The 21,492-nt window shown below is 65.6% G+C and carries 23 protein-coding genes and 1 tRNA gene; 11 read left to right on the top strand and 13 right to left on the bottom strand.

Annotation, left to right across the window (positions count from 1 at the left end):
- The first annotated feature begins 60 nt into the window (after positions 1 to 60).
- Complete coding sequence (gene cysG, locus AUL31_RS03045) at positions 61 to 1,560, top strand: siroheme synthase CysG (RefSeq protein ID WP_244489301.1); 1,500 nt, start codon at positions 61 to 63, stop codon at positions 1,558 to 1,560.
- Between the two features lie 7 nt (positions 1,561 to 1,567).
- Here cysG and scpA read toward each other — a convergent pair whose 3' ends face one another.
- Together scpA and AUL31_RS03035 are read right to left on the bottom strand one after the other, a co-directional pair.
- Positions 1,568 to 3,730, bottom strand: coding sequence for a methylmalonyl-CoA mutase (scpA, locus tag AUL31_RS03040; RefSeq protein ID WP_060601119.1), 2,163 nt, complete (start codon positions 3,728 to 3,730; stop codon positions 1,568 to 1,570).
- The gene (locus tag AUL31_RS03035; RefSeq protein ID WP_159439783.1) at positions 3,727 to 5,073 is read right to left on the bottom strand and encodes a methylmalonyl-CoA mutase family protein; all 1,347 of its coding nucleotides are present in this window, start codon (positions 5,071 to 5,073) and stop codon (positions 3,727 to 3,729) included. The genes scpA and AUL31_RS03035 overlap by 4 nt, the downstream gene beginning before the upstream one ends.
- Before the next feature lie 124 nt (positions 5,074 to 5,197).
- Between AUL31_RS03035 and AUL31_RS03030 the strand changes: the two genes are divergently transcribed.
- Positions 5,198 to 6,502: an NAD(P)/FAD-dependent oxidoreductase gene (locus AUL31_RS03030; RefSeq protein WP_244489300.1), complete on the top strand. Its 1,305-nt coding sequence runs from the start codon at positions 5,198 to 5,200 to the stop codon at positions 6,500 to 6,502.
- A 4-nt stretch (positions 6,503 to 6,506) separates the two neighbouring features.
- Positions 6,507 to 7,508: a 4-hydroxyproline epimerase gene (locus AUL31_RS03025; protein ID WP_060601112.1), complete on the top strand. Its 1,002-nt coding sequence runs from the start codon at positions 6,507 to 6,509 to the stop codon at positions 7,506 to 7,508.
- 43 nt (positions 7,509 to 7,551) lie between these two features.
- Here the strand turns inward: AUL31_RS03025 and AUL31_RS20200 are convergent, their stop codons facing one another.
- Entirely contained in the window at positions 7,552 to 7,713 is a 162-nt protein-coding gene (locus AUL31_RS20200; protein WP_143190113.1) for a Thivi_2564 family membrane protein, read from the bottom strand.
- A 177-nt stretch (positions 7,714 to 7,890) separates the two neighbouring features.
- On the opposite strand from AUL31_RS20200, the gene AUL31_RS03020 reads away from it, so the two are divergent.
- Positions 7,891 to 8,280: a hypothetical protein gene (locus AUL31_RS03020; protein WP_060601109.1), complete on the top strand. Its 390-nt coding sequence runs from the start codon at positions 7,891 to 7,893 to the stop codon at positions 8,278 to 8,280.
- A 40-nt stretch (positions 8,281 to 8,320) separates the two neighbouring features.
- Here the strand turns inward: AUL31_RS03020 and AUL31_RS03015 are convergent, their stop codons facing one another.
- On the bottom strand, positions 8,321 to 8,926 hold the full coding sequence (locus tag AUL31_RS03015; RefSeq protein ID WP_409359935.1) for a fasciclin domain-containing protein: 606 nt from the start codon (positions 8,924 to 8,926) through the stop codon (positions 8,321 to 8,323).
- 177 nt (positions 8,927 to 9,103) lie between these two features.
- Here AUL31_RS03015 and AUL31_RS03010 point away from each other — a divergent pair, with 177 nt between their 5' ends.
- From AUL31_RS03010 to AUL31_RS03000, 3 genes are all read left to right on the top strand, one after another.
- The gene (locus AUL31_RS03010; protein WP_200801661.1) at positions 9,104 to 9,643 is read left to right on the top strand and encodes a sigma-70 family RNA polymerase sigma factor; all 540 of its coding nucleotides are present in this window, start codon (positions 9,104 to 9,106) and stop codon (positions 9,641 to 9,643) included.
- Positions 9,640 to 10,341: an anti-sigma factor gene (locus AUL31_RS03005; RefSeq protein WP_060601102.1), complete on the top strand. Its 702-nt coding sequence runs from the start codon at positions 9,640 to 9,642 to the stop codon at positions 10,339 to 10,341. The genes AUL31_RS03010 and AUL31_RS03005 overlap by 4 nt, the downstream gene beginning before the upstream one ends.
- Positions 10,342 to 10,493: 152 nt before the next feature.
- Positions 10,494 to 10,793 carry a DUF982 domain-containing protein gene (locus AUL31_RS03000; RefSeq protein WP_060601100.1) on the top strand — a complete coding sequence of 100 codons (300 nt, stop codon included), beginning with the start codon at positions 10,494 to 10,496 and terminating at the stop codon, positions 10,791 to 10,793.
- 3 nt (positions 10,794 to 10,796) lie between these two features.
- Here AUL31_RS03000 and AUL31_RS02995 read toward each other — a convergent pair whose 3' ends face one another.
- Positions 10,797 to 12,257: a PAS domain-containing protein gene (locus tag AUL31_RS02995; RefSeq protein ID WP_060601097.1), complete on the bottom strand. Its 1,461-nt coding sequence runs from the start codon at positions 12,255 to 12,257 to the stop codon at positions 10,797 to 10,799.
- Positions 12,258 to 12,446: 189 nt separating this feature from the next.
- Positions 12,447 to 12,531: transfer RNA gene (locus AUL31_RS02990), tRNA-Leu, on the bottom strand.
- Positions 12,532 to 12,694: 163 nt separating this feature from the next.
- Between AUL31_RS02990 and lipB the strand changes: the two genes are divergently transcribed.
- From lipB to AUL31_RS02970, 4 genes are read left to right on the top strand one after another with little or no spacing between them, the layout of a single operon-like run.
- Positions 12,695 to 13,432 carry a lipoyl(octanoyl) transferase LipB gene (lipB, locus tag AUL31_RS02985; RefSeq protein ID WP_060601092.1) on the top strand — a complete coding sequence of 246 codons (738 nt, stop codon included), beginning with the start codon at positions 12,695 to 12,697 and terminating at the stop codon, positions 13,430 to 13,432.
- Positions 13,429 to 13,869 carry a YaiI/YqxD family protein gene (locus AUL31_RS02980; RefSeq protein ID WP_060601089.1) on the top strand — a complete coding sequence of 147 codons (441 nt, stop codon included), beginning with the start codon at positions 13,429 to 13,431 and terminating at the stop codon, positions 13,867 to 13,869. The genes lipB and AUL31_RS02980 overlap by 4 nt, the downstream gene beginning before the upstream one ends.
- Before the next feature lie 18 nt (positions 13,870 to 13,887).
- Complete coding sequence (locus AUL31_RS02975) at positions 13,888 to 14,700, top strand: cytochrome b/b6 domain-containing protein (protein ID WP_060601085.1); 813 nt, start codon at positions 13,888 to 13,890, stop codon at positions 14,698 to 14,700.
- Positions 14,697 to 15,479, top strand: a complete 783-nt coding sequence (locus AUL31_RS02970) for a molybdopterin-dependent oxidoreductase (protein WP_060601082.1) — start codon at positions 14,697 to 14,699, stop codon at positions 15,477 to 15,479. The genes AUL31_RS02975 and AUL31_RS02970 overlap by 4 nt, the downstream gene beginning before the upstream one ends.
- Here the strand turns inward: AUL31_RS02970 and AUL31_RS02965 are convergent.
- The 7 genes from AUL31_RS02965 to AUL31_RS20195 all read right to left on the bottom strand — a co-directional run bounded on the left by AUL31_RS02965 (position 15,455) and on the right by AUL31_RS20195 (position 21,446).
- Positions 15,455 to 16,213: an ATP12 family chaperone protein gene (locus AUL31_RS02965; RefSeq protein WP_073468983.1), complete on the bottom strand. Its 759-nt coding sequence runs from the start codon at positions 16,211 to 16,213 to the stop codon at positions 15,455 to 15,457. The genes AUL31_RS02970 and AUL31_RS02965 overlap by 25 nt on opposite strands.
- A gap of 9 nt (positions 16,214 to 16,222) precedes the next feature.
- The gene (locus tag AUL31_RS02960) at positions 16,223 to 16,930 is read right to left on the bottom strand and encodes an HAD-IA family hydrolase (RefSeq protein WP_060601079.1); all 708 of its coding nucleotides are present in this window, start codon (positions 16,928 to 16,930) and stop codon (positions 16,223 to 16,225) included.
- Positions 16,930 to 17,916, bottom strand: a complete 987-nt coding sequence (locus AUL31_RS02955; protein ID WP_060601076.1) for an RluA family pseudouridine synthase — start codon at positions 17,914 to 17,916, stop codon at positions 16,930 to 16,932. The genes AUL31_RS02960 and AUL31_RS02955 overlap by 1 nt, the downstream gene beginning before the upstream one ends.
- Before the next feature lie 52 nt (positions 17,917 to 17,968).
- Positions 17,969 to 18,352, bottom strand: coding sequence for a fluoride efflux transporter CrcB (gene crcB / locus AUL31_RS02950; protein WP_409359932.1), 384 nt, complete (start codon positions 18,350 to 18,352; stop codon positions 17,969 to 17,971).
- Positions 18,349 to 19,713 carry a replication-associated recombination protein A gene (locus AUL31_RS02945; RefSeq protein WP_060601073.1) on the bottom strand — a complete coding sequence of 455 codons (1,365 nt, stop codon included), beginning with the start codon at positions 19,711 to 19,713 and terminating at the stop codon, positions 18,349 to 18,351. The genes crcB and AUL31_RS02945 overlap by 4 nt, the downstream gene beginning before the upstream one ends.
- A gap of 24 nt (positions 19,714 to 19,737) precedes the next feature.
- Positions 19,738 to 21,057 (bottom strand): DegQ family serine endoprotease, encoded by a 1,320-nt coding sequence (locus tag AUL31_RS02940; RefSeq protein ID WP_082646770.1) that lies wholly within the window; start codon positions 21,055 to 21,057, stop codon positions 19,738 to 19,740.
- A 212-nt stretch (positions 21,058 to 21,269) separates the two neighbouring features.
- Positions 21,270 to 21,446: a hypothetical protein gene (locus AUL31_RS20195; protein WP_156417281.1), complete on the bottom strand. Its 177-nt coding sequence runs from the start codon at positions 21,444 to 21,446 to the stop codon at positions 21,270 to 21,272.
- Positions 21,447 to 21,492 lie beyond the last annotated feature (46 nt).

Below are 21,492 nucleotides of genomic sequence, written 5' to 3'. Positions count from 1 at the left end.
TTCTTGTATCGCGCGGGCAAATCGCCGACATTGGCCATGGTTTTCGGAAGGCGTATCCAAATGGCGGCAGGCACGGACGACATGCGACAGGAACGCGAGCGCCCCCAGCGCATGGGCGATCTTGCCACCCTGCCCGTCTTCTTCGATCTTTCCGGCAAGCGCGTCATCATGGCCGGCGGCTCCGATGCGGCCGCCTGGAAGGCCGAACTGCTGGCGGCGGCCGGCGCTGCGGTAAGGCTTCACGCCGAGGAAGACGGGCTTTCCGATGAAATGCGCTCGGTGCTGGAGGCCGCCTTCGAGCGCGGCAGCATCGTGCATGTGGCGCGCGGCTGGGCCGAGGCCGACTTCGAGGGCGCGGCGCTGGCCGTCGCCGACTGCGAGACGGAGGCCGAGGCCGAAAGCTTTGCCGCCGCAGCCCATCGCGCCGGCGTGCCCGTCAACGTCATCGACAAGCCCGCCTACTGCCAGTTCCGTTTCGGCACCATCGTCAACCGCTCGCCCGTCGTCGTCGGCATCTCGACCGATGGTGCGGCGCCGATCCTGGGCCAGGCGATCCGCCGGCGGATCGAAACCCTGCTGCCGCTGTCCCTGACCGGGTGGGCGCGCCTAGCCACGCGCCTGCGCAGCAACGTGATGGACAGCCTGATGCCAGGGCCGCAGCGCCGCAGCTTCTGGGAGCGGTTCTCCGACAGCGCCTTCACGCGGAAGGCCCCGGACGATGCCGCAGAGGCAGAGGCGCGCGGCTGGGTCGAGGATCTTGCACGCTCGCCCTCGGCCGGCGGAAGGGTCACGCTTGTCGGCGCCGGCCCCGGTGAGGCCGAGTTGCTGACGCTCAAGGCGGTGCGCGCGCTTCAGGCAGCGGATGTGATCCTGTTCGACGACCTCGTATCCGACGACATCCTGGAGCTGGCGCGCCGCGAGGCCAAGCGCATGCTGGTCGGCAAGCGCGCCTCGCGCGATAGCTGCCGGCAAGAAGACATCAACCGGATGATGATCCAGTTCGCCAAGGCCGGTAAGCATGTCGTACGGCTGAAGAGCGGCGATGTTTCCATCTTCGGCCGCGCGGGCGAAGAGATCGCCGAACTGCGTCAGGAAGGCATTCCGGTGCGCATCGTGCCCGGCATCACCGCGGCGTCCGCGCTTGCGGCCGGCTTCGGCGTTTCGCTGACGCATCGCGACTGCGCGCAGCAGGTGCGTTTCGTCACGGCGCACTCCCGCAAGGGGGGCTTGCCGGAAGACCTCGACTGGCACGCGCTGGCCGACGACAACGCCACGACGATCTTCTACATGGGCGGTCGCATGGCGCCCCGCATTTCCGAAAGGCTGATCGCAGAGGGCCTGCCGGCCGAGACCCCGGTTGCGGTGGCGGCAAACCTGTCGCGCGACGACGAAACGCGCGGCGTCGGCACACTTGCCGGCCTTGGCGCGCTGGTGGAACGGGTCGGCGTCGACCGCCCGATCCTGATCGGCGTCGGACGGGTGTTCTCCGAATGCGAGGCCAACGTTACCGAGGGCTACGAGCCGGTGGGCATGTCCCGCCTGCCCGCCCGCGTCGCGTAAGCCGGCATCAGAGATAGTCCGACGGTTTCTTCTGCCGGTAGCCGTGATGCGCCTTCAGCGTGTCGAGCACCTCGATGGCGGCGCGCGCGATGGGCGTGCCCGGCGGAAAGATCGCCGCTGCGCCGAAGTCGCGTAGGGCCTGCTCGTCCTGCGGGGGGATGACCCCGCCCACCACGATCATGATGTCCGGCCGCCCGCGCTGCGCAAGTGCCTGCCGCAGTTCCGGCACAAGCGTCAGGTGCCCCGCCGCCAGCGACGAAACCCCCACCACATGGACATCCTCGCCGATGGCCTGTTCGGCAACCTCGTCCGGCGTGGCGAAGAGCGGGCCGATGACGACGCCGAAGCCAAGGTCGCCGAAAGCCGACGCAATCACCTTCTGGCCCCGATCGTGCCCATCCTGCCCCATCTTGGCCACCAGGATGCGCGGCGCGGAGCCTTCAAGCTCGCGGAAATCCTCCACAAGCGCCGTCGCGCGCACCGTCGCCGCGTCCGGCTCGCCGAAGGCACGGGCATAGACGCCGCTGTTGACCTGGATTTCGGCGCGATGGCGGCTCCAGGCCTGTTCCAGGGCTTCTGAGATCTCGCCCACCGTCGCCTTGGCGCGGGCCGCCACGACTGCGAGTTCCAGAAGGTTGCCCTGCCCTCGCGCCGCCGCGGTCAGCGCCGCCAGGGATCGGGCCACGTCGGCCTCGTTGCGCTCGGCGCGAAGCCGCTTCAGCTTGTCGATCTGGCGGGCGCGCACGGCCGAATTGTCGACCTTCAGCACCTCGATCTCCTGCTCCTCGCCCACCACATGGCGGTTGACGCCGACGACCGTCTGGTGGCCGGAATCGATCCGCGCCTGCGTGCGCGCGGCGGCCTCCTCGATCCGCAGTTTCGGCACGCCGCTTTCGATGGCGCGCGCCATCCCGCCGAGCGATTCCACCTCGTCGATATGCGCTATGGCCCTGTCGGCCAGATCCTGCGTCAGGCGCTCGACATAGGCCGAGCCGCCCCACGGGTCGATGATGCGCGTCGTGCCGCTTTCCAGTTGCAGCAGAAGCTGGGTATTACGCGCGATCCGCGCCGAAAAATCGGTCGGCAGCGCCAAGGCCTCGTCCAGCGAGTTGGTGTGCAGCGACTGGGTATGCCCCTGCGTGGCGGCCATCGCTTCGATCGCCGTCCGCGTGACGTTGTTGAACACGTCCTGCGCCGTCAGCGACCAGCCCGATGTCTGGCAGTGCGCGCGCAGCGCCAGCGACTTCTCGTTTTTCGGATCGAACTGCGAGACGAGCCGGCTCCACAGCAGCCGGCCGGCACGAAGCTTGGCCACCTCCATGAAGAAGTTCATGCCGACCGCCCAGAAAAAGGACAGGCGGGGAGCGAAGGAATCGACCGGCAGGCCGGCGGCGATTCCGGCGCGGATATATTCGACCCCGTCGGCGAGCGTGTAGGCAAGCTCCAGATCGGCCGTCGCCCCGGCTTCCTGCATGTGATAGCCGGAAATCGATATGGAATTGAACCGCGGCATGTGCCGCGAGGTGTAGCCGAAAATATCGGAGACGATCCGCATCGACCCGGCCGGCGGGTAGATGTAGGTATTGCGGACCATGAACTCCTTCAGAATATCGTTCTGGATCGTGCCCGACAGCTTCTCGGGCGGAACGCCCTGCTCTTCCCCCGCCACGATGTACAGCGCCAGGATCGGTAGGACGGCGCCGTTCATCGTCATCGATACGCTCATCTTGTCGAGCGGGATGCCGTCGAACAGGGTGCGCATATCGTAGATGGAATCGATCGCCACACCCGCCATGCCGACATCGCCGGCCACGCGCGGATGATCGCTGTCGTAGCCGCGATGCGTCGCAAGGTCGAAGGCCACGGACAGGCCCTTCTGCCCGGCCTGCAGGTTACGCCGATAGAAGGCGTTGGACTCTTCCGCCGTCGAGAACCCCGCATACTGCCGGATCGTCCATGGCTGGTTCACATACATCGTCGGATATGGACCGCGCAGAAAGGGCGGCATGCCCGGATAGCCGTCCACGGCTTCCAGCCCGGCGCGGTCGTCGGTGCCGTAGCACGGCTTGACCTCGATGCCCTCCGGCGTCTGCCAGACACGCCCGCCCCCGGCATCGACAGGCGCCGGATTGCGCCGGGACAGTTTGGAAAAGTCGGGAATGGAAGTCATGCCGCGGTCTCCCCGGCTTCGAAGGCGGCAGCATCGCGGAAGGCATCGAAGGCAAAGGCGCTGCGCCGCGAGGCAAGGGTTGCGGACGGACGCTCGCGAGCATCCGGGTAATGGGTGACGCCCAATATGGCGGCACGGCCGTCGGCGATGGCGGCGGCCCTGTGCTGCCGTGTGCGCGCCAGCGCGGCCGCCCAGGATCCGTCTTCGCCGGCTGCCGCAAGGCCGCCCGCTGCCTCCAGACGCTGGAAGGCCTGCCAGCCGGCCTCGGCAAGATCGTCCGTCAGCTTTTCGAAGGCCCCCGCCCCCGCAGCCGGATCGGCCACCGAGGCCAGATGGCTTTCATCCATCAGGATGATCTGCAGATTGCGCGCCATGCGGCGGGCAAAGGCATCCGGCAGGCCGGAGGCCAGCGTATGCGGAAGGACGCAGACCGTATCCGCGCCGCCGACGGCGGCGGCAAATACGGCAAGCGTGTTGCGCAGCATGTTGGTGGCCACGTCCTGCCGGGTCAGCATCCGGAACGAGGTTTCCGCATCCACACGGATGGAGGCCGATGGCAAGCGGCAGGCGGAGGCGATCTCGGCCCACAACAACCGCACCGCCCTGAACTTCGCCAGCGTCATGAACACATCGGCATCGGCACAGAGTTCCAGCGTCAGGCGCTCGGCTGCCCTGTCCGCCGGCAGGCCGGCCTGCTCCATGGTACGCAGGGCCGCAACGGCGGAAGACAGCACCGCCGCGATCTCCTGCACCGCGTCGGCACCGGCATTGTGGTGCGCACGCCCGGATGCGCAGGCCAACGGCCCCTGGAAACCCGCTTCCAGAAGCCGCGCAACCATCGGCACATGGACCATCGACGCATCCAGCCGGAACGACACTTTCGACAGCGATGGCGGCAGCCGCGCGGCATCGAGGCAGGCCAGCACGGCCTCCGCCGCATCCTGGCCATAGCCGTTCGCGCTGCATATCTCGACCGGCTGGCGGTCGAGCTCCAGGCCGGCCAAGGCATCGGCCGCCTGCGATGCGGGCAGCCCGAAGCCGAAGGCCGCGTCGCTGCCGGCAAGGCAAAGGCGCAGGACATTGGCGCCCTCGGCGATATCTTCCGCCGCCTGGGCGCCCGCTCTTGCCGGGTCCGTATCGTCTATGCGCTGGACGATCTGCCACGGCGCCGCGCCGGCCTGCCGGAAGGCGCGCGGCCGCGCTTCGGCCGCCTTGCCGTAAAGCGGCTCCAGGATCAGGCCCTCGATGGTCGGCGAGCGCAGCGCATCGAAGGCCTCGTCGCCCAACACTCGGGCAACCCGCCTTCGCCACTCGTCTCCGGCGCTATCCAAATACGACGTCACGCATCTCTCCCGACGGGCTCGCGGCTGCAGTCCGGTTGCCAGATTAGAGCCTTTCGACCCATGTGTGAAATCTGTGCGCAGTTGTGCCTTGCGCCCGGCCTTGCCGCAACCAGGGCGGCATGCCATGGAACGTGCGTCAGGCATCGAAAGGCGGATCATGAGCCCGGTCAATCAGGAGACAGCGGATGTCGTGGTGATCGGCGCCGGCGTCGTCGGCCTGATGGCCGGCCGGGCGCTGCGCGCCGAAGGGCGGCAGGTGCTGGTGCTCGACAAAAGCGGCCCCGCTTCCGGCGCCAGCGCCGGGAATGCCGGTATCCTGGCCTTTCCGGAAATTCTGCCGCTGGCTTCGCCCGGCATTCTGCGCCAGGCCCCGCGCTGGCTGGCCGACCCGCTCGGACCGCTGGCGATTCGCCCCGCATACGCACTCAGGATCGCGCCATGGCTGCTGCGCTTTGCCGCCGCCAGCCGCCCGGCCCGCCACGCCGAAATCTTGGCCGCGCAGGCAACGATCATGCGGCTGGCCGAGGCGGAGATGCAGCGCGTCCTGCTGGAGCCGGTCCTTGCCCGTCATGCGATGACGACGGGCACCCTCGATCTGTACGACGGGGCATCCGCCTTCGACAGCGCCAGAGGTGACTGGGCGGCCAAGGAAAAGGCCGGCTTCGCCTTCAAAGTCGTTGGCGGCGACGAAATCGAATCCTTGCAGCCGGGGCTGCACGCGCGTTTCCGGCAGAAGGCCGTCTATACCGAGGACGGCCGCCAGATCATCGATCCGCGCCTGTTCACCCTTGCCTTGGCACAGAGGCTGGAGGCGGAGGGCGGCGCCCTGCGCCGGGACGAGGTGCTGAAGGTCGAGCCGGCCGAGGCCGGCGCAGTGCTGACGCTGCCGGGCAACCGGCGCCTGTCCGCAAAGACGGTCGTCGTGGCGGCCGGCGCCTGGTCGAAGCGGCTCGCCGGCTGGCTCGGCGACGCGGTGCCGCTGGAGACGGAACGCGGATACAACACCACATTGCCGGCCGGCGCTTTCGACCTGCGCCGACAACTTTACTTCAACGGTCATGGCTTTGTCGCGACGCCCATTGGGGGCGGCGTGCGGATCGGCGGCGCGGTGGAACTGGGCGGCCTGAACCTGCCTCCCAACTGGAAGCGGTCGGATGCCATGCTGGCCAAGGCCGCGCAGTTTCTGCCGGGGCTGCGGACGGAAGGCGGAACGCGCTGGATGGGGTTCCGGCCATCCATGCCCGATACGCTTGCCGTTATCGGCTATTCCGCCGCCGGCCGACATATCATCCACGCCTTCGGCCATGGACATCTCGGCCTGACGCAATCTGCCGCGACAGCGCGTCTCGTGGCAGAGCTGGCCGCCGGCCGCGCGCCATCCATCGACCTTGCCCCCTTCTCACCCCGACGCTTCAAGCAGACACGGTAGCGACATGGCACGACATTCCTTTTTCTGCCTCGACGGGCATACATGCGGCAATCCGGTGCGGCTGGTGGCCGGCGGCGGCCCCATCCTGTCCGGGGCCAACATGATCGAGAAGCGCGCCCACTTCCTGGCCGAGTTCGACTGGGTGCGCACCGGCCTGATGTTCGAGCCACGCGGCCACGACATGATGTCGGGCTCGATCCTCTATCCGCCGACGCGGCCCGATTGCGATATCGCCATCCTGTTCATCGAAACATCCGGCTGTCTGCCCATGTGCGGCCATGGCACCATCGGCACGGTGACGATGGCGCTGGAGCATGGACTGGTGACCCCGAAGGAGCCCGGCACGCTGAGGCTCGATACGCCGGCCGGCCTGGTCGTGGCCACTTACAGGCAGGTTGGCGACCATGTGGAAGAGGTGCGGCTGGTCAACGTTCCGGCCTTCCTCCATTCGGAAGGGCTGGAGGTGGAGTGCCCGGGGCTCGGCAGGCTTACCGTGGATGTCGCCTATGGCGGAAATTTCTACGCCATCGTCGATCCGCAGGAGAACTTCCGTGACATGGCGGACTTTACCGCCGGGCAGCTCGTGGCCCTGTCCGGTCCGCTGCGCCGCGCGCTGAACGACAAATACAGCTTCGTGCATCCGGAAAAGCCGGAGATTGCCGGCCTGTCGCACATTCTGTGGACGGGCGCGCCGCGCCACGGCGAAGCGCATGCGCGCAATGCGGTTTTCTACGGGGACAAGGCCATCGACCGGTCGCCCTGCGGAACGGGCACTTCGGCAAGAATCGCCCAATGGGCCGCCAAGGGAAAGCTGAAGCCCGGTGACGACTTCGTGCACGAGAGCATCATAGGCTCTCTCTTCAAAGGCCGGGTCGAGGGGGAAACGACCGTTGCCGGCAAGCCCGCCATAATACCATCGGTGGCAGGCTGGGCGCGTCTGACGGGCTACAACACGATCTTCATCGATGATCGGGACCCGTTCGCCCATGGGTTTCAGGTTATCTGAAAAAGACGGGCGCCGAGGGTATCCCCCCGGCGCCCGAGATCGGTCAAAAGACCGCGAGATATCGCAGCAGCGAAATGATCCCGATGATGATGACGATGGCCTGGACGATCTGCTTGATCCGGCCATCCAGCGGCAGTTGCTGGACGAGCCAAAGAACGAGGACCACGACCAGGAACGTGATCAATATACTGATGAGTACGCCCATCCGCTTAAGACTCCCTGCCGCCAACGCGGCTTACCGACCCTTGCTGCTCAAGGGCCTTCACAGGCTTGTCATCTAGAGCAGTCGCCCGGCGCGGCGAGGGGTCGCACACGTTGAGGAACACTTGGCCCGTCGGGAAGTTTTGCCATCGGGCGCCAGGATCGAACAGGGAGGTTCGAAATGAGAACGCGATCCATCGTTGTCCTCGCAGCGTCCGCACTCTTCATGATGCCTGCAATCGCCTTGGCGGATTGCCACGATACGGCAGGAAAAACGGCCGGAACGATTTCCAAGGATGGGACCACGGCGCCGATGCAGGCGCCGGATCAGATGGCCGAGCGCCAGCCCGACGGCGGCACGACGACCAACATGGAAGGCGGCTCCATGGCCGCCGGCACATCCGGAACCGGCCAGGGCAGCGGCATCGTGCAGGATGGTACGACGATGCCCATGGCCAGTGAGCCGGGCGAAGCGGACACGAACGTCGCAACGTCGCCCGCGGATGTCGCGGCCCAGCAGGAGGGCGGCGAAACAGCCGCCGCGCAAGCGCGCGACGGCTGCACGAACTGAAGCCGGGGCACCGGGCGGGGGGCTGCCCGGTGCCAACCCATCACATCGCCGGCATCAGCACCGTATCGATGACATGCACCACGCCATTCGATTGCAGGACGTCGGCCTGCGTCACGGTCGCCACATTGCCGTTGGCATCGGTGACGGTGATCGCGTTTCCGGCCATGCCGAGCGTCAGCTCCTCGCCCTCGACCGTCTTGACCTTGTGGGCCCCGCCATCGTCGCGGATCATGCCCATGGCCGCTTCGGCCGTCGCACGCGCCGGAACGACATGGTAGGTCAGGATCTTGGTAAGCTGCGCCTTGTTCTCGGGCTTGACGAGCTCTTCCACCGTGCCGGCCGGAAGCTTTTCAAACGCGGCATTGTCGGGCGCGAAGACGGTAAAGGGCCCCGGTCCGCCGAGCGTTTCCACCAGTCCGGCTGCCTTCACCGCGGCGACGAGCGTCGTCAGGTTGGAGGCGTTCACGGCATTTTCGGCGATCGTCTTGTTGGCATACATCGGTGCGCCGCCAACCGTTACGCTGCCGCCTTCCTGCGACATGGCCATGCTCTCGACAGGCATCGAGCTGCCCTTGTCGGCTTCGGCGAATGCAGCGGTGCCCATGGCGAGGCCGATGACACCGGCAAATAGGATCGTCTTCATGATTTTCTCCCTGTGTGTTCCTTGCAGCCAGCAGATACGAAGCCGTGCTGCCGCCGGATGCATGCCGAAAAAAAAGTTCGCCGCTTCGCCCACTCCCTGAAGCGGCAAGTCGCCCTAGTTTGCCGCCTACGCAGCGATCCGCACCGGGAGCCGATGGGGATGACCCAGCAAGACACACGTATGATCCTTGCGGCGGCGCTGGAGCGGACGGGGCGTGGCGATCACGACGCCTTTGCGACCGTCTATCGCATGACGAGCGCGAAACTGTTCGGCATTTGCCTGCGTATCTTGCCTACGCGGCAGGAGGCGGAAGAAACCTTGCAGGACGTATATGTCAGCGTATGGCGGAAAGCGGCGCAGTTCGATGCGGGCCGGGCGAGTGCGATCAGCTGGCTTGCGGCAATCGCGCATAACCGCGCTATCGACCGCCTGCGCTCTGCAAGAACGCACCGCCGCTCCGAAGTGACCGAGGACGCCGCCCACGATATCGCCGACGACCGGCCGGACGCCGACCAGATCCTGCTGTTCGGCGAGGAACTCACGAGGCTCGATCAGTGCCTGGACCAGTTGGAAGAGCGCGCAAGATGGGCCATCCGCTCTGCATTCCTGACGGGGCGCACCCATGATGACCTGTCGAAAGCTGCCGCGATGCCGGTCGGCACCTTGAAAAGCATCATCCGCCGAGGCCTGATGAAGCTGCGGGGGTGCATGGAGCCATGAGCGCGGCGGACGAATTCAACGACGAGGATTTTCTTGCGGCAGAGTACGCGCTCGGCACGCTGGACGATGCCGCGCGCCGGCAGGCCCGCCACCGCTACGAAACCGAGCCGGCCTTTGCCGCCGAGGTGGATCGCTGGAACAGCGCCCTGGCGCCGCTGGGTGCCTCGACGCCCTCGGTCGCTCCTCCGGCTGCCCTGTGGAGCAGGATCGCCGAGCAGACCCGCCGGCCCGTGCAAGTTCATTTGGCAGCCAGAAACACCGTTTCGGCCGTCTGGCGCTGGCTTGCGGTCGGCGGCATGGCCGCCGCTTTTGCCAGCATCGTGGCGCTGCTTGTTGTCATGCAGCCGGTGGAGCGCCCTACGGGGCCCGGCTTCAGCTCCGTCATCGCGGCACAATCGGGAGAACCGCTTGCCGTGGTGACCCTGGCCGCCGACGGTCGCTCGGCCACAGTCACGCCGCTTAGAATGCCCCTCGAAGCCGGCCGCGCCGCAGAGCTATGGTACGTCCCGGCCGGCGGCGCGCCGCGCTCCATGGGTGTGGTCGACGCGGGCCAGACCTATGTCATGACCCTCGATGATGCCCTGCACGCCGACGCGCATGGTGACGCGTTTGCCATCTCCGACGAGCCGTCCGGCGGTTCTCCTACCGGCCAGCCCACTGGCCCGGTCCTTGGCCAGGGCATGGTCAACGCGGTTTAGGCAGCGGCGTTTTCGACGCGTAGCAGTCCTGCGGCATGAGTCCGCGCGCAATTGTCGCACGCCTGTTAAGGCTGGCCCCGATCGGAAGAATACGTTGAAATTTCGGTGCCCTGCGCCATGTTTAAGGGATGCGGATTCGGGGAGGTTCAACGATGGAATACGACGTTTTCCAGGTTCCGGTTCGAGTCTTCTTCGGCATCGGCGTGCCGCGGGACATCGTGACCGTGACACAGGCTTATGCCTGGCTTCAAAATTGCCGGACGGTGCATCGAACGGAAGTACACGTATCGGCCGTACAGGCCTGCAAGGCCGCCTTTGCCAAGCAGGTCAACGCCGAGACGGTCCGCCGATCCGTTGCACGGTTTGCCGAGCATTCCGGCATGTTGGTGCCGGAGGTCGACATTGCCCCCGCAACCACCGGCCTCAAGGTGCCATCGCGCCTGTCGGCCTGATCGTCAGGCGTCTTCCGTCAGATCCTTCAGGGGCGCGACAGCCTCGAAGGCGATACCACCACTTTGGAAGTCTATCGAAGCGGTACCGTTGATTTCGGCCGACAAGGCGCCCTCGATGATCCGCGTGCCGAAGCCACGGCGTTCCGGCTTGCGGACCGGAGGCCCGCCCTGCTCGCTCCAGTGGAACCGCAGAACCGGCCCATCGGCAGCGTCTTCCAAAGTCCAGGCGATTGCGATCGTGCCGTCCGCAGTGGACAGAGCCCCGTATTTGGACGCATTGGTGGCCAGTTCATGCAAGGCGAGCGCGAATGCCGAAACCGACCGCGCGCCCAGCACCACACGAGGCCCCCCGACACGGAACGCCCCGCCATCGAACGGCTTGATGGCCGAAGTGACGACATCCTCAAGCTGGGCTGCTGAAAATCCGTCCTGCGTCAGCAGGTCCTGCGCCATGGACAGCGCCTGCATCCGCCCGAAGGCGATTTCCTGCGCTTCTTCCAGCGTCTTGGCCGAGCGCATCGACTGCGCGAATACCGATTGCGCCGTCGCCAGGGAATTCTTGACGCGGTGGTTCAATTCCCGCGCAAGGAGCTTTCGGTGTTCCTCCGCCTCCTTGCGCGCGGTGATATCCAGCGATATTCCCGCCATGCCTGTCGCCCGGTCGGTGATATCGGAACTCACCTGCCCCCGAACCTCGACCCAGCGCGTTTCGCCCGAACGCGTCCTGATACGATACTCGATGTCGAATTCGTCGCCCGAGGCGATCGCCGCCTCCACGGTCTCGCGCCACCGATCCCTGTCTTCCGGAACGATGGCGTCCTGCAGATCCGCGTAGCTGAAGGGCTCATCACCCTCGCGACCGAAATTCGCCTTGCAATGCCGGGAGGCGACAAGCCGCTGACTTTTCAGATCGAGGGTCCAGACGCCCATCCCCGCAGCGTTGAGGATGAAGCGCATCCTGCTTTCGCTCTGCATCAGGTCGAGCATGCGCCGCTCGACTTCCGATTCCATCTCGCCATGCGCGTTCTGCAACTCGGACACGCGCCTGCGATCCGGCGAAACGTCGAACTGGGAGGCGAAGAAATAGGTGAGGTTGCCGTCCTCGTCGAACACCGGAGAGACGAGCAGCCGGTTCCAGAAGGACGATCCGTCCTTGCGGTAATTCAGAAGATCGACCTCGATGGCCTCGCGCCGCGCTACGGCGTTGCGGATGCGGGTGACGTCGTCGGCATTGGTGCCGGTTCCCTGCAGGAAGCGGCAATTGCGGCCCAGAATCTCGTGGCGCTCATAACCCGTCAGCTTGCTGAAGGCGTCGTTGACGAAAATGATCGGGTTGTCGGGCTGGTGCGGGTCGGTGATCAGCATCGGCATGCGCGTCGTTCGCACCGCTGCCGCGAACGGATCGGTGGATGCCGATGCCTTGTGGATCTCGCCTTCGATCCGGCTCTCTTCCTGTCGATCCATCTCACCTCGCAACCGGTGCATGCGAATGTCGCGCACCATCGAAAGTGGACGTTATTAGCGGTTGAAGGCGGCGTTATCCAGACGTCGCACCAAACGCAGCTTTGCCGCCCGGAGTGATATGCTTAGCACCCTACGGAAAATGTCGAATCGACGACCAGGGGAATTTGGATGAGGAGAATGAGCCAAGGCTGGTGCGGTCGAGAAGACTCGAACTTCCACGGGTTGCCCCACAGCGACCTCAACGCTGCGCGTCTACCAATTCCGCCACGACCGCACGCCGTGTACCGGTCAAGACCGGCGGGCCGATCTTGCGACCGGTGGCGGGCATGTAACAAAGCGGGGTGACGCACACAAGCCTATTTCGCTCGCCCCCGCGATTTTTCAGCCGATGTTCTGGAACACTTCCGGAAAAGACGGCTCGACGCTACATAGACGGCATGGACCAGCCCATTGCCCCATCCGCCCCGGCGCGCCTTTCGACGCACAGCTCCCACTTCCCGGCCGCCTCCGGCACGCCGCCGGTGGACTGGTTGATTCGGGCAGGCTTGACCCCCTACCCCGAGGCGCTGGCGTGGATGGAAGCACGTGTGGCAGCCATCGCCGCCGGCGAGGCGCCCGAGGCCGTTCTCTTGGTGGAGCATCCCCCGCTTTATACTGCGGGCACCAGCGCGCACGCCGACGATTTGACAGATCCGAACCGGTTTCCGGTCTTCGATGCCGGGCGCGGCGGCGAATATACCTATCACGGCCCCGGCCAGCGCGTTGCCTATGTGATGCTGGACCTGAAGCGCCGGCGTCCCGACGTTCGGGCTTTCGTCGCTGCGCTCGAGCAATGGATCATCGCAACCCTTGCCGACATGCAGGTAAAGGGCGAGCGGCGGGAGGACAGGGTCGGCGTTTGGGTGTCCCGCCCCGAGCGCCCGCCCGGGCCTGACGGTGCGCCGGCGGAAGACAAGGTGGCCGCCATCGGCATCCGCATCCGCCGCTGGGTGACGTTTCACGGCATCAGCCTGAATGTCGATCCGGACCTGTCGCATTTCTCCGGCATCGTGCCATGCGGCGTTCGTGGCCACGGCGTGACCAGCCTTGCCGATCTGGGCCTGTTGGTGTCCATGCCCGAAGTGGATTCCATGCTGCGCCGCAATTTCGAGATCGTTTTCGGGCCCACGGTATGAGCGTCTATGTCGATGCCGACGCCTGCCCGGTGAAAGACGATATCCTGGATGTCGCAGGCCGTTACGGCGTGGATGTCACCTACGTTTCGAATGGCGGGCTCATGCCGTCGAAATTTCCCGGTGCCCGGCTGGTTACGGTGCCGGCCGGCGCCGATGCGGCCGATGACTGGATCGCCGACAACGTCGGCCCAGGCGATGTCGTGATAACGGCCGACATACCGCTGGCCGCCAGAAGCCTTGCCAAGGGCGCGACGGTGCTGAACGTCAACGGCCGGCCCTTCACCCCCGAAAGCATCGGCGCGGCGCTTTCCTATCGCGCCTTCAACCAGCATTTGCGCGAAACCGGAGAAAGCAAAGGCCATAATGCCGCCTTCTCGGCGGCGGATCGTTCGCGTTTCCGGCAGGAATTGAACAGGGTGCTGCAACGCAGCGCCTGACCGCATCGAGGGGCAGACATGGCCAGGGACAAGGATAGCGGACTGGTGTACCGCCACGCGGCCATGACGCGCGTGACGCATTGGGCCTGGGCTATCGCCCTTTTCTTCCTGCTTCTGTCCGGCTTGCAGATCTTCATGGCGCGGCCCGACCTTTATATCGGCCGCCAGTCGGGCTTTTCCTTCGACAACACCATCCTGTCCATCGGAGCCGTGGTGGAAAGCGGCCAGTTGCGCGGCGTGACGCAAATTTTCGGGCACAGCTTCGACACCACCGGCTGGCTCGGCGTCGTCGACGAAGGCGGGCGGATGACGGCGAAGTCGTTTCCGGGCTGGATGACGATCCCCTCTTACCGCGACCTCGCCACCGGGCGGATCGTCCATTTCTTCTTTGCGTGGATACTCGTTGCCGCGCTGGCCCTCTGGTTGGTATCGAGCCTCCTCAACAAGCATCTGTGGCGCGATATCGTCCCCAAGTCCGGCGATGCACGCGCATTGCCGCAGGACATTGCCGATCATGCGCGATTGCGCCTGCATCATCGTCGCGCCTATGGCCCGCTGCAAAAACTCAGCTATGCGCTGATCCTGCTGGTGGCGCTGCCGCTGATGATCGCAACGGGGCTGACCATGTCGCCGGGCGTCAATGCGATGGTGCCGTTTCTGGCCGATCTTTTCGGCGGGCGGCAGAGTGCCCGGACATTGCATTTCGCGATCATGCTCGTGCTGGTCGCCTTTTTTGTCGTGCACGTGGTCATGGTGGTTCTGGCAGGACCGCTCAACGAACTGCGCTCGATGATCACGGGCTGGTACCGCACCGATGGAGAACGCCCATGACGCCCGACCCGCGACGCAGACGGCTGCTTCTCGGCGGCGCGGCGACACTGGGCACCCTGCCCCTGACAGGATGTTTCGACGGCGCGGTCGAGCGTGGCGGCACGATGCGCGAGGTGCTGGCCTCGGCCAATGGCCTGACATACCGGGTGCAGAGGCTGCTGCTCAACTCCAATGCGCTGGCGCAGGAGTTTCCGGCCAGCGAAATCCGTCAGCCGATGCGGCCCAACGGCGTCACCAACCCGCAGGACGCCGATTACCGGCAATTGGCATCCAACGCCTTTGCCGATTATCGGCTGACGATCGACGGCCTGGTCGACAGGCCCGCCAGCTATTCGCTGGCCGAGCTGCGCAACATGCCGAACCGCACGCAGATCACCCGTCACGACTGCGTGGAAGGCTGGAGCTGCATCGCCATGTGGACGGGCGTTCCGCTGGGCCTCGTCCTGGATGCCGTGGGCGTGCAATCCGGGGCGCGCTATGCGGTGTTCTCGTGCTTCGACACGCTGGAAATGGGTTTTGCGGGTCCGGTGCGCTATTACGAGTCGATCGACCTGATCGATGCGCGCCACCCGCAGACGATCCTTGCGCATGCGATGAACGGGCAGCCTCTGCCCATATCTAACGGCGCGCCGCTGCGCCTGCGCGTCGAGCGGCAGTTGGGTTACAAGATGGCCAAATATGTCAGCCGCATCACGCTGGCCGCCAGCCTGGACGGCTTCGGAGACGGGTATGGCGGATACTGGGAAGACCGCGGCTACGACTGGTTTGCCGGTATCTGATTTCCGATGGCTCCAAGGCCGATCGCCCGCCCCGCAGCCACCATGTCGGCACGGCGCAAGGCGCGCCTTTGCGCCGCCTCTTCGTCGTCGCCCCACAATTCGATGTTCCAGTCTTCGTCGATATGGGCCAGCTCGAACGCCGTCGACGCATCGAGGCGACCTTCCAGAACCGCAAAGGCCAGGATCACGGAGCCGGTCAACGTCGTCATCTGGTGCAGGGCGGCGACCGTCAGCGGGTCTGCAATGGCACGCGCCATGACGTTGAACGCCCGGACCGTCTCCGACGGTTGTGCGACATGGATGATGCCGGAGGTGATGTGGAACGGTCCGCCGACACGCTTGCCTGCCCAGTCGATGATGGGGTCCCAGCCTTCGGCCTGCCGCGCCACCAGCCTTTCGGGACTGTCGGCGCGGTAGAACAGAAGATCGGTCTCGATATAGCGGGCCAGATCGCCCTGCGTTTCGGCAAGGCGCGGCGCGACGCCGTCGATCGCGGTGTTGAGGAGCCGGGTCAGCGGCATCGACGATGGATCGATGCGCTCGCCCTGCATCGCCCATTCCTGCGCGATGGCGTCGGCAAGCTCCCTGGTCGTCGCCGCCAGCACCGCACGGCCAGGCGTGCGCACAAGCCGCCCGTCCAGAAGAACGCGCCAATGCCCATCGGCCTCGGCCGTCGATGCCGTTTCATAGAAGCGCCGCGGGAGTTCCGGTGGCTTGGGTGCGGTGTCTGTCATGGTAGGAGCTCAGGCAGTTTCGAACGGAGCGGGTGTCCAGCGCGACGGATCGTCATGCGCGCGCCAGCCATCCAGCAACTGGCCGAGATGGTTGCAATCGGTTGCAACCGCGGTCGCTCCGGCGGAGCGCAGGGCATCCGGCTGCGCCGCGCCCCAGGCAACCCCGATGCCGGTGGCGCCGGCCGCGCGCGCCATCGCCATATCGAAGGCGGCATCGCCGATAACCACCGTGTCGGACGGACTGACACCGACTTCGGCACAGCTTTCCAGCACCATGGCCGGGTGCGGCTTGGACGGACAATCGTCTGCGGTGCGCACCACATGGAAGCGGTCTTCAAGCCCATGCGTGGCAAGAATGAAATCCACCCCGCGGCGCGATTTGCCGGTGACCATGCCAACGAGATTCTCGTCGACCGACGACAGGCGAGTTACAAGGTCGCGCATGCCGGGAAACAGGGGCTCGTGCACCTGCCCGGCCGCCCGCGCCGCCTGAAACGTCACGCGGTAGGCATCCGCCAGATCTTCCGCCTCGGCAAGCGTGGAGCCCGGCCGCAATCTCTGCATCGCCTCGGCCAGTGACAGGCCGATGATGCCGTGTATGGCGGTGTCGGCGGGCGCGACCAGCCCACGGGCGCGAAAGGCCCCTTGCATCGTGCTGCAGATGACGGCGAAGCTGTCGGCGATGGTGCCGTCGCAATCGAACAGGAACAGGCGCATCAATCCCCCTCCGCGGCCTCGTCGAAGCCGAACAGGTTCCACGTCTGCACCATGTGCGGCGGCAGCGGGGCGATCTGATCTACGACGCCGCCGTCGGGGTGCGGAATGATGATGCGCCTTGCATGGAGATGCAGCTTCTTCTGCACGCCGCCGGGAAATTCCCAATTGGTGTCATGCTCGAAATATTTCGGATCGCCGAGGATCGGATGACCGATATGGGCGGCATGAACACGCAACTGGTGCGTACGCCCCGTATATGGCTCCATCTCCAGCCAGGCAAAGCTTTGCGCCACCTGATCAATGACACGGTAGTGCGTCAACGCATGGTCGGCCCCGTCGTCGCCGTGCTTGGCAATGCGCATCCTGTCGCCGTCCGGCGTCTGTTCCTTGGCGAGGTAGGTAGAGATGCGGCCTTCCTTCGGCGCAGGGACACCCTTCACCAACGCCCAGTAGACCTTTTTCGTCTCCCGCTCGCGGAAGGCCTTCGTCAGCGCCACGGCCGCCGTGCGCGTGCGCGCCACGACGAGGATCCCGGTCGTGTCCCTGTCGATGCGATGCACCAGGCGCGGCCTCTCGCCCCGGCGGTTGCGCCAGGATTCCAGCATCTTGTCCACATGCCGCGTCACGCCCGATCCACCCTGGACGGCCAGTCCGGCAGGCTTGTTGAAGACGAAGACCTTGTCGTCCTCATAGATCAGCATCTGCGACAGGACATCCGCGTCATGCCGGTCGCGGATGGTGTTGGCCGTCAGCGGCGCCACTTTCAGCCGCGCTGCATCGCCCTGCATGGGCGGCACCCGGATGATCTGCCCTTCCTCGAGCCGCGTATCGGTCTTGGCCCGGCCACCGTCGATACGGACCTGGCCCGAGCGCAAAAGCTTCTGCAGATGGCCGAAACCGAGGCCCGGGTAATGCAGCTTGAACCAGCGGTCGAGCCTCAGGCCGGCCTCTTCCGCGTCGACGCGGACCTGCTCCACGCTTGACATGACATATCCTTAAAATTCGCGTTCCGGCCCCTCGATAGAGCAATATCCGCGCTTAGGCGAGGCTTCTTGCAAGCCAGAGACCGCAGAACAGGGCTGCGACGCCGAGGCCGAGGGAAGCAGCCACATAAACCACCGCCAGCAGTTGCTGCCCGCGCTCCCACAGCGCGGCCGTATCGAGGGAAAAGGACGAGAACGTCGTGTATCCGCCCAGCACCCCTGTTGCGATCAGCAGCCGCAGCGCTTCCGAAGCCTCGAACCTGCGTGCGATCACCTCGATCAGCACACCCATGGCGAAGGAGCCGGTGACGTTGACGAGGAAGGTCCCGTACGGAAACCCCACGCCGAACAGGCCGCTGGCCGCAATGGTGGCCAGGTAGCGCAGCACGGACCCGACGGCGCCACCGGCAGCCACCAGGGCGATGTCGCGCAGGATCATGGTTCGCCGCGTTCACGGCGAAGGCGGGCCCACTCGGCCATCCGCTTGCCGATCTCGCGCTCCGCGCCACGCGGCACCGGCCGGTAAAAGCTCTGCCGACCCAGCTCCTGCGGAAAGTAGTTCTGCCCTGAAAAGGCTTCCGGCTCGTCATGATCGTAGCGGTAGCCGGTGCCGTAGCCCTCTTCCTTCATCAGCTTCGTCGGCGCGTTCAGGATCTGGCGCGGCGGCAGCAGAGAGCCACCCTCCCGGGCAGTCCGCATCGCGGCCTTGTAGGCAGTGTACACCGCATTCGACTTCGGTGCCGCCGCCAGATAGACGGTAGCCTGCGCCAGCGCCAGCTCACCCTCCGGGCTGCCAAGATAGTCGTAGGCATCCTTGGCCGCGTTGGCGACGCCGAGCGCCTGCGGATCGGCAAGGCCGATATCCTCCACGGCCATCCGCACGAGCCGGCGGCCGAGATAAAGCGGGTCTTCGCCAGCATCCAGCATGCGGCACAGATAGTACAGGGCGGCATCCGGATCGGACCCGCGCACCGACTTATGCAGCGCCGAAATCAGATTATAGTGCCCGTCCTGCCCCTTGTCGTAGATCGGCGCGCGCCGCTGCACGATCTCCTGCAGCGTATCGGCCGAGAAGGTTTCGCCCGGCTTGGCCGCGCGCCACACCTCTTCGGCAAGGGTCAGCACCGCGCGCCCATCGCCATCGGCCATGCGAAGCAGGGATTGCCGGGCGTCCTCATCCAGCGGAAGGGGCCGGCCCTCGACGGCTTCCGCGCGCTCAAGCAAGCTCGAAAGTGCCTCCGCATCATGCGGACGGAAGGTCAACACCCGCGCCCGCGACAAGAGAGCCGCATTCAGCTCGAAGGATGGATTCTCGGTCGTCGCCCCGATCAGGACAACCGTCCCATCTTCCATGACGGGCAGGAAAGAATCCTGCTGGGCCCGGTTGAAGCGATGGATCTCGTCGACGAACAACAAGGTGCGCCGACCGTTGGACCGCCGCAACCGTGCCGTCTCGAAAACTTTCTTCAAATCGGCGACGCCGGAGAAGATGGCGGAGATCTGCTCGAAGGCGAAGTCCACCTCATGGGCCAGGAGCCGCGCCACCGTCGTCTTGCCTGTCCCCGGCGGGCCCCAGAAGATGACCGAGCCGAGTGAGCGCGATTCCAGCATGCGCGTCAACACGCCGTCCGGCCCCGTCAAATGCGGCTGCCCGACCACCTCCGACAGGCTCGCGGGGCGCAGCCTGTCGGCCAGCGGCCGGCCTGCATCGCCCTTGCCGGCCCGATCGCCAGGATCGGACGCTTGCGCCTTGTGCGGCCCGCGACCTTGCTGGTCCTGTCCGGCGAAAAGATCGGCCATGCTCAACTCCTGGCCTGTGGTGGATCAGCGGATGGACTGCGTCAACCTCTGCCCATTGCGCTCGATTGCATAGTTCCAGCCTCTGGAGCGCATATCGAGGATGGTTGCAAGCTTTTCCGTCGTATCGACCGCCTCGCCGTTGACCTCCAGCACGATGTCGCGCTGCTGCAGGCGCAGCCTTGCGGCGATGGACCCTTCCCCGATGCCGGTCACCACAACGCCCCGCTTGGTCGTCGGCATTTCCAGTTCATCGGCAACGCGCGGCGACAGATTGGCAACCGTCGCGCCCGAGAAGGGGTTGTTGCCCTCGATCGTGCGTTCGTCCCGGGCGGGGGTTTCCGGCGCAACCCGCAATGCCAGGTCCACCATGCGCTCCTGCCCGCCCGAAAGGATGGTCAGCCGGGCCGTCTTGTCCACCCCGATCGTTGCCAGCCGGTATCCGAGTGCGTCCGGGCCATCGATCAGGAAATCATCCATACGCATGACGACGTCGCCCGGCTTCAGCCCGGCATCCGCCGCAGCGCCGTCGGGCACGACCTCCTGCACCAGCGCGCCCGTCGGGCGCGGCATGCCGAGAGCCTCGGCGATATCGCCGGTCACGGGGGCAAAGCCCGCCCCGATATAGGGCCGCTCGAAGCGGCCGCCGCGCTTTGCCGCGTCCACGAAAACGCGCACCATGTTGGACGGGATGGCGAAGCCGATACCGTTGGACCCGCCCGAGCGGCTGAAGATGGCCGTGTTGACGCCGATCAGCCTGCCTTGCATGTCGATCAAGGGGCCACCCGAGTTTCCGGGGTTGATGGCGGCATCGGTCTGGATGAAATAGCCGAAATCGTTGACACCCACATGCGTGCGCGCAAGCGCGGAAACGATTCCGCTGGTCACCGTCTGCCCGATGCCGAACGGATTGCCGATGGCCAGCACCAGATCGCCGATGGATATCTGGTCGGAATCGGAGAATGCGATGGTCGAGAAGGTTTCATCCGCATCGATGCGCAGCACGGCAAGGTCGGCCCGCGCATCCTTCATCAACACGGTGGAGGCGTATTCCCGCCCATCGCCCAACGCGATCTTCACCTCGTCGGCGCCATCGACCACATGATTGTTGGTGACGACCAGCCCGGTCTCGTCGACGATCACGCCGGACCCGAGCGATGATTCCATCCGTGGACGCCCCTGGAAACTGCGGCCCAGAAACTGCTCGAAGAAGGGGTCGCCCGCAAAGGGCGACCGTGTGGCCACCTCGCGGGCGGCATACACATTCACCACGGCTGGTGCGGTTTCCTTCACCAGCGGGGCGAAGGTCAGCTTGATCTGCCCCTCACTTTGCGGAACCTGCGACATGCCGGACGCCGTTGGCACGGGCACGGTTGCCGGCTGTGCCGAAACGCTGGACAGGCAGGCGATGGAGAGAAAAAGGGCGGAGGCGCTGCGGAGAAGAAAGGAAGACACTGGTGGCAACCCGAATCGTGCGCTGAAGACGTCTGACTACTGCCGACAGACTGGCACGAAAAAAGGGCCAAACGGCCCTTTTGCATTCGATGCTGCGCCGAGGCTCAATTAGCGGCGATAACCGGTTCGAACTTCTGCAGGGCAGCATTCTCTGCGGGCAGATCCGCCGTAGCGTAGCTCGCTGTCAGGATGGCAAACGCAGCCAGGGCTCCCAGAAGAACATAAACGGTGCGGCGCATCGAGAACTCGCTAGCGGTGGGTTGGGAGTTCACATTGTCCATGGCAGTCGTTTAATCCGCGTAAACGCCGGCAATCGAATGTGCCGAC

This window comes from Aureimonas altamirensis, assembly GCF_001463885.1.
Classification (GTDB): Bacteria; Pseudomonadota; Alphaproteobacteria; order Rhizobiales; family Rhizobiaceae; genus Aureimonas; species Aureimonas altamirensis.
Note: the sequence above shows the minus strand (reverse complement) of the source record. Positions and strands in the feature narration are given on the sequence as shown.

Bases quoted from the DNA above. Each gene is read 5' to 3' on its own strand.
- crcB (WP_409359932.1), bottom strand. From the start codon at position 18,352: ATGATCCTGCGCGACATCGCCCTGGTGGCTGCCGGTGGCGCCGTCGGG.
- cysG (WP_244489301.1), top strand. From the start codon at position 61: ATGGCGGCAGGCACGGACGACATGCGACAGGAACGCGAGCGCCCCCAG.
- AUL31_RS02940 (WP_082646770.1), bottom strand. From the start codon at position 21,057: ATGTCGCAGGTTCCGCAAAGTGAGGGGCAGATCAAGCTGACCTTCGCC.
- AUL31_RS20195 (WP_156417281.1), bottom strand. From the start codon at position 21,446: ATGGACAATGTGAACTCCCAACCCACCGCTAGCGAGTTCTCGATGCGC.
- AUL31_RS03010 (WP_200801661.1), top strand. From the start codon at position 9,104: ATGATCCTTGCGGCGGCGCTGGAGCGGACGGGGCGTGGCGATCACGAC.
- AUL31_RS03025 (WP_060601112.1), top strand. From the start codon at position 6,507: ATGGCACGACATTCCTTTTTCTGCCTCGACGGGCATACATGCGGCAAT.
- AUL31_RS02960 (WP_060601079.1), bottom strand. From the start codon at position 16,930: ATGCGCCTGTTCCTGTTCGATTGCGACGGCACCATCGCCGACAGCTTC.
- AUL31_RS02955 (WP_060601076.1), bottom strand. From the start codon at position 17,916: ATGTCAAGCGTGGAGCAGGTCCGCGTCGACGCGGAAGAGGCCGGCCTG.
- AUL31_RS20200 (WP_143190113.1), bottom strand. From the start codon at position 7,713: ATGGGCGTACTCATCAGTATATTGATCACGTTCCTGGTCGTGGTCCTC.
- AUL31_RS03000 (WP_060601100.1), top strand. From the start codon at position 10,494: ATGGAATACGACGTTTTCCAGGTTCCGGTTCGAGTCTTCTTCGGCATC.
- AUL31_RS02965 (WP_073468983.1), bottom strand. From the start codon at position 16,213: ATGACAGACACCGCACCCAAGCCACCGGAACTCCCGCGGCGCTTCTAT.
- lipB (WP_060601092.1), top strand. From the start codon at position 12,695: ATGGACCAGCCCATTGCCCCATCCGCCCCGGCGCGCCTTTCGACGCAC.
- AUL31_RS02970 (WP_060601082.1), top strand. From the start codon at position 14,697: ATGACGCCCGACCCGCGACGCAGACGGCTGCTTCTCGGCGGCGCGGCG.
- AUL31_RS02980 (WP_060601089.1), top strand. From the start codon at position 13,429: ATGAGCGTCTATGTCGATGCCGACGCCTGCCCGGTGAAAGACGATATC.
- AUL31_RS02995 (WP_060601097.1), bottom strand. From the start codon at position 12,257: ATGGATCGACAGGAAGAGAGCCGGATCGAAGGCGAGATCCACAAGGCA.
- AUL31_RS02975 (WP_060601085.1), top strand. From the start codon at position 13,888: ATGGCCAGGGACAAGGATAGCGGACTGGTGTACCGCCACGCGGCCATG.
- AUL31_RS02945 (WP_060601073.1), bottom strand. From the start codon at position 19,713: ATGGCCGATCTTTTCGCCGGACAGGACCAGCAAGGTCGCGGGCCGCAC.
- AUL31_RS03020 (WP_060601109.1), top strand. From the start codon at position 7,891: ATGAGAACGCGATCCATCGTTGTCCTCGCAGCGTCCGCACTCTTCATG.
- AUL31_RS03030 (WP_244489300.1), top strand. From the start codon at position 5,198: ATGGAACGTGCGTCAGGCATCGAAAGGCGGATCATGAGCCCGGTCAAT.
- scpA (WP_060601119.1), bottom strand. From the start codon at position 3,730: ATGACTTCCATTCCCGACTTTTCCAAACTGTCCCGGCGCAATCCGGCG.
- AUL31_RS03005 (WP_060601102.1), top strand. From the start codon at position 9,640: ATGAGCGCGGCGGACGAATTCAACGACGAGGATTTTCTTGCGGCAGAG.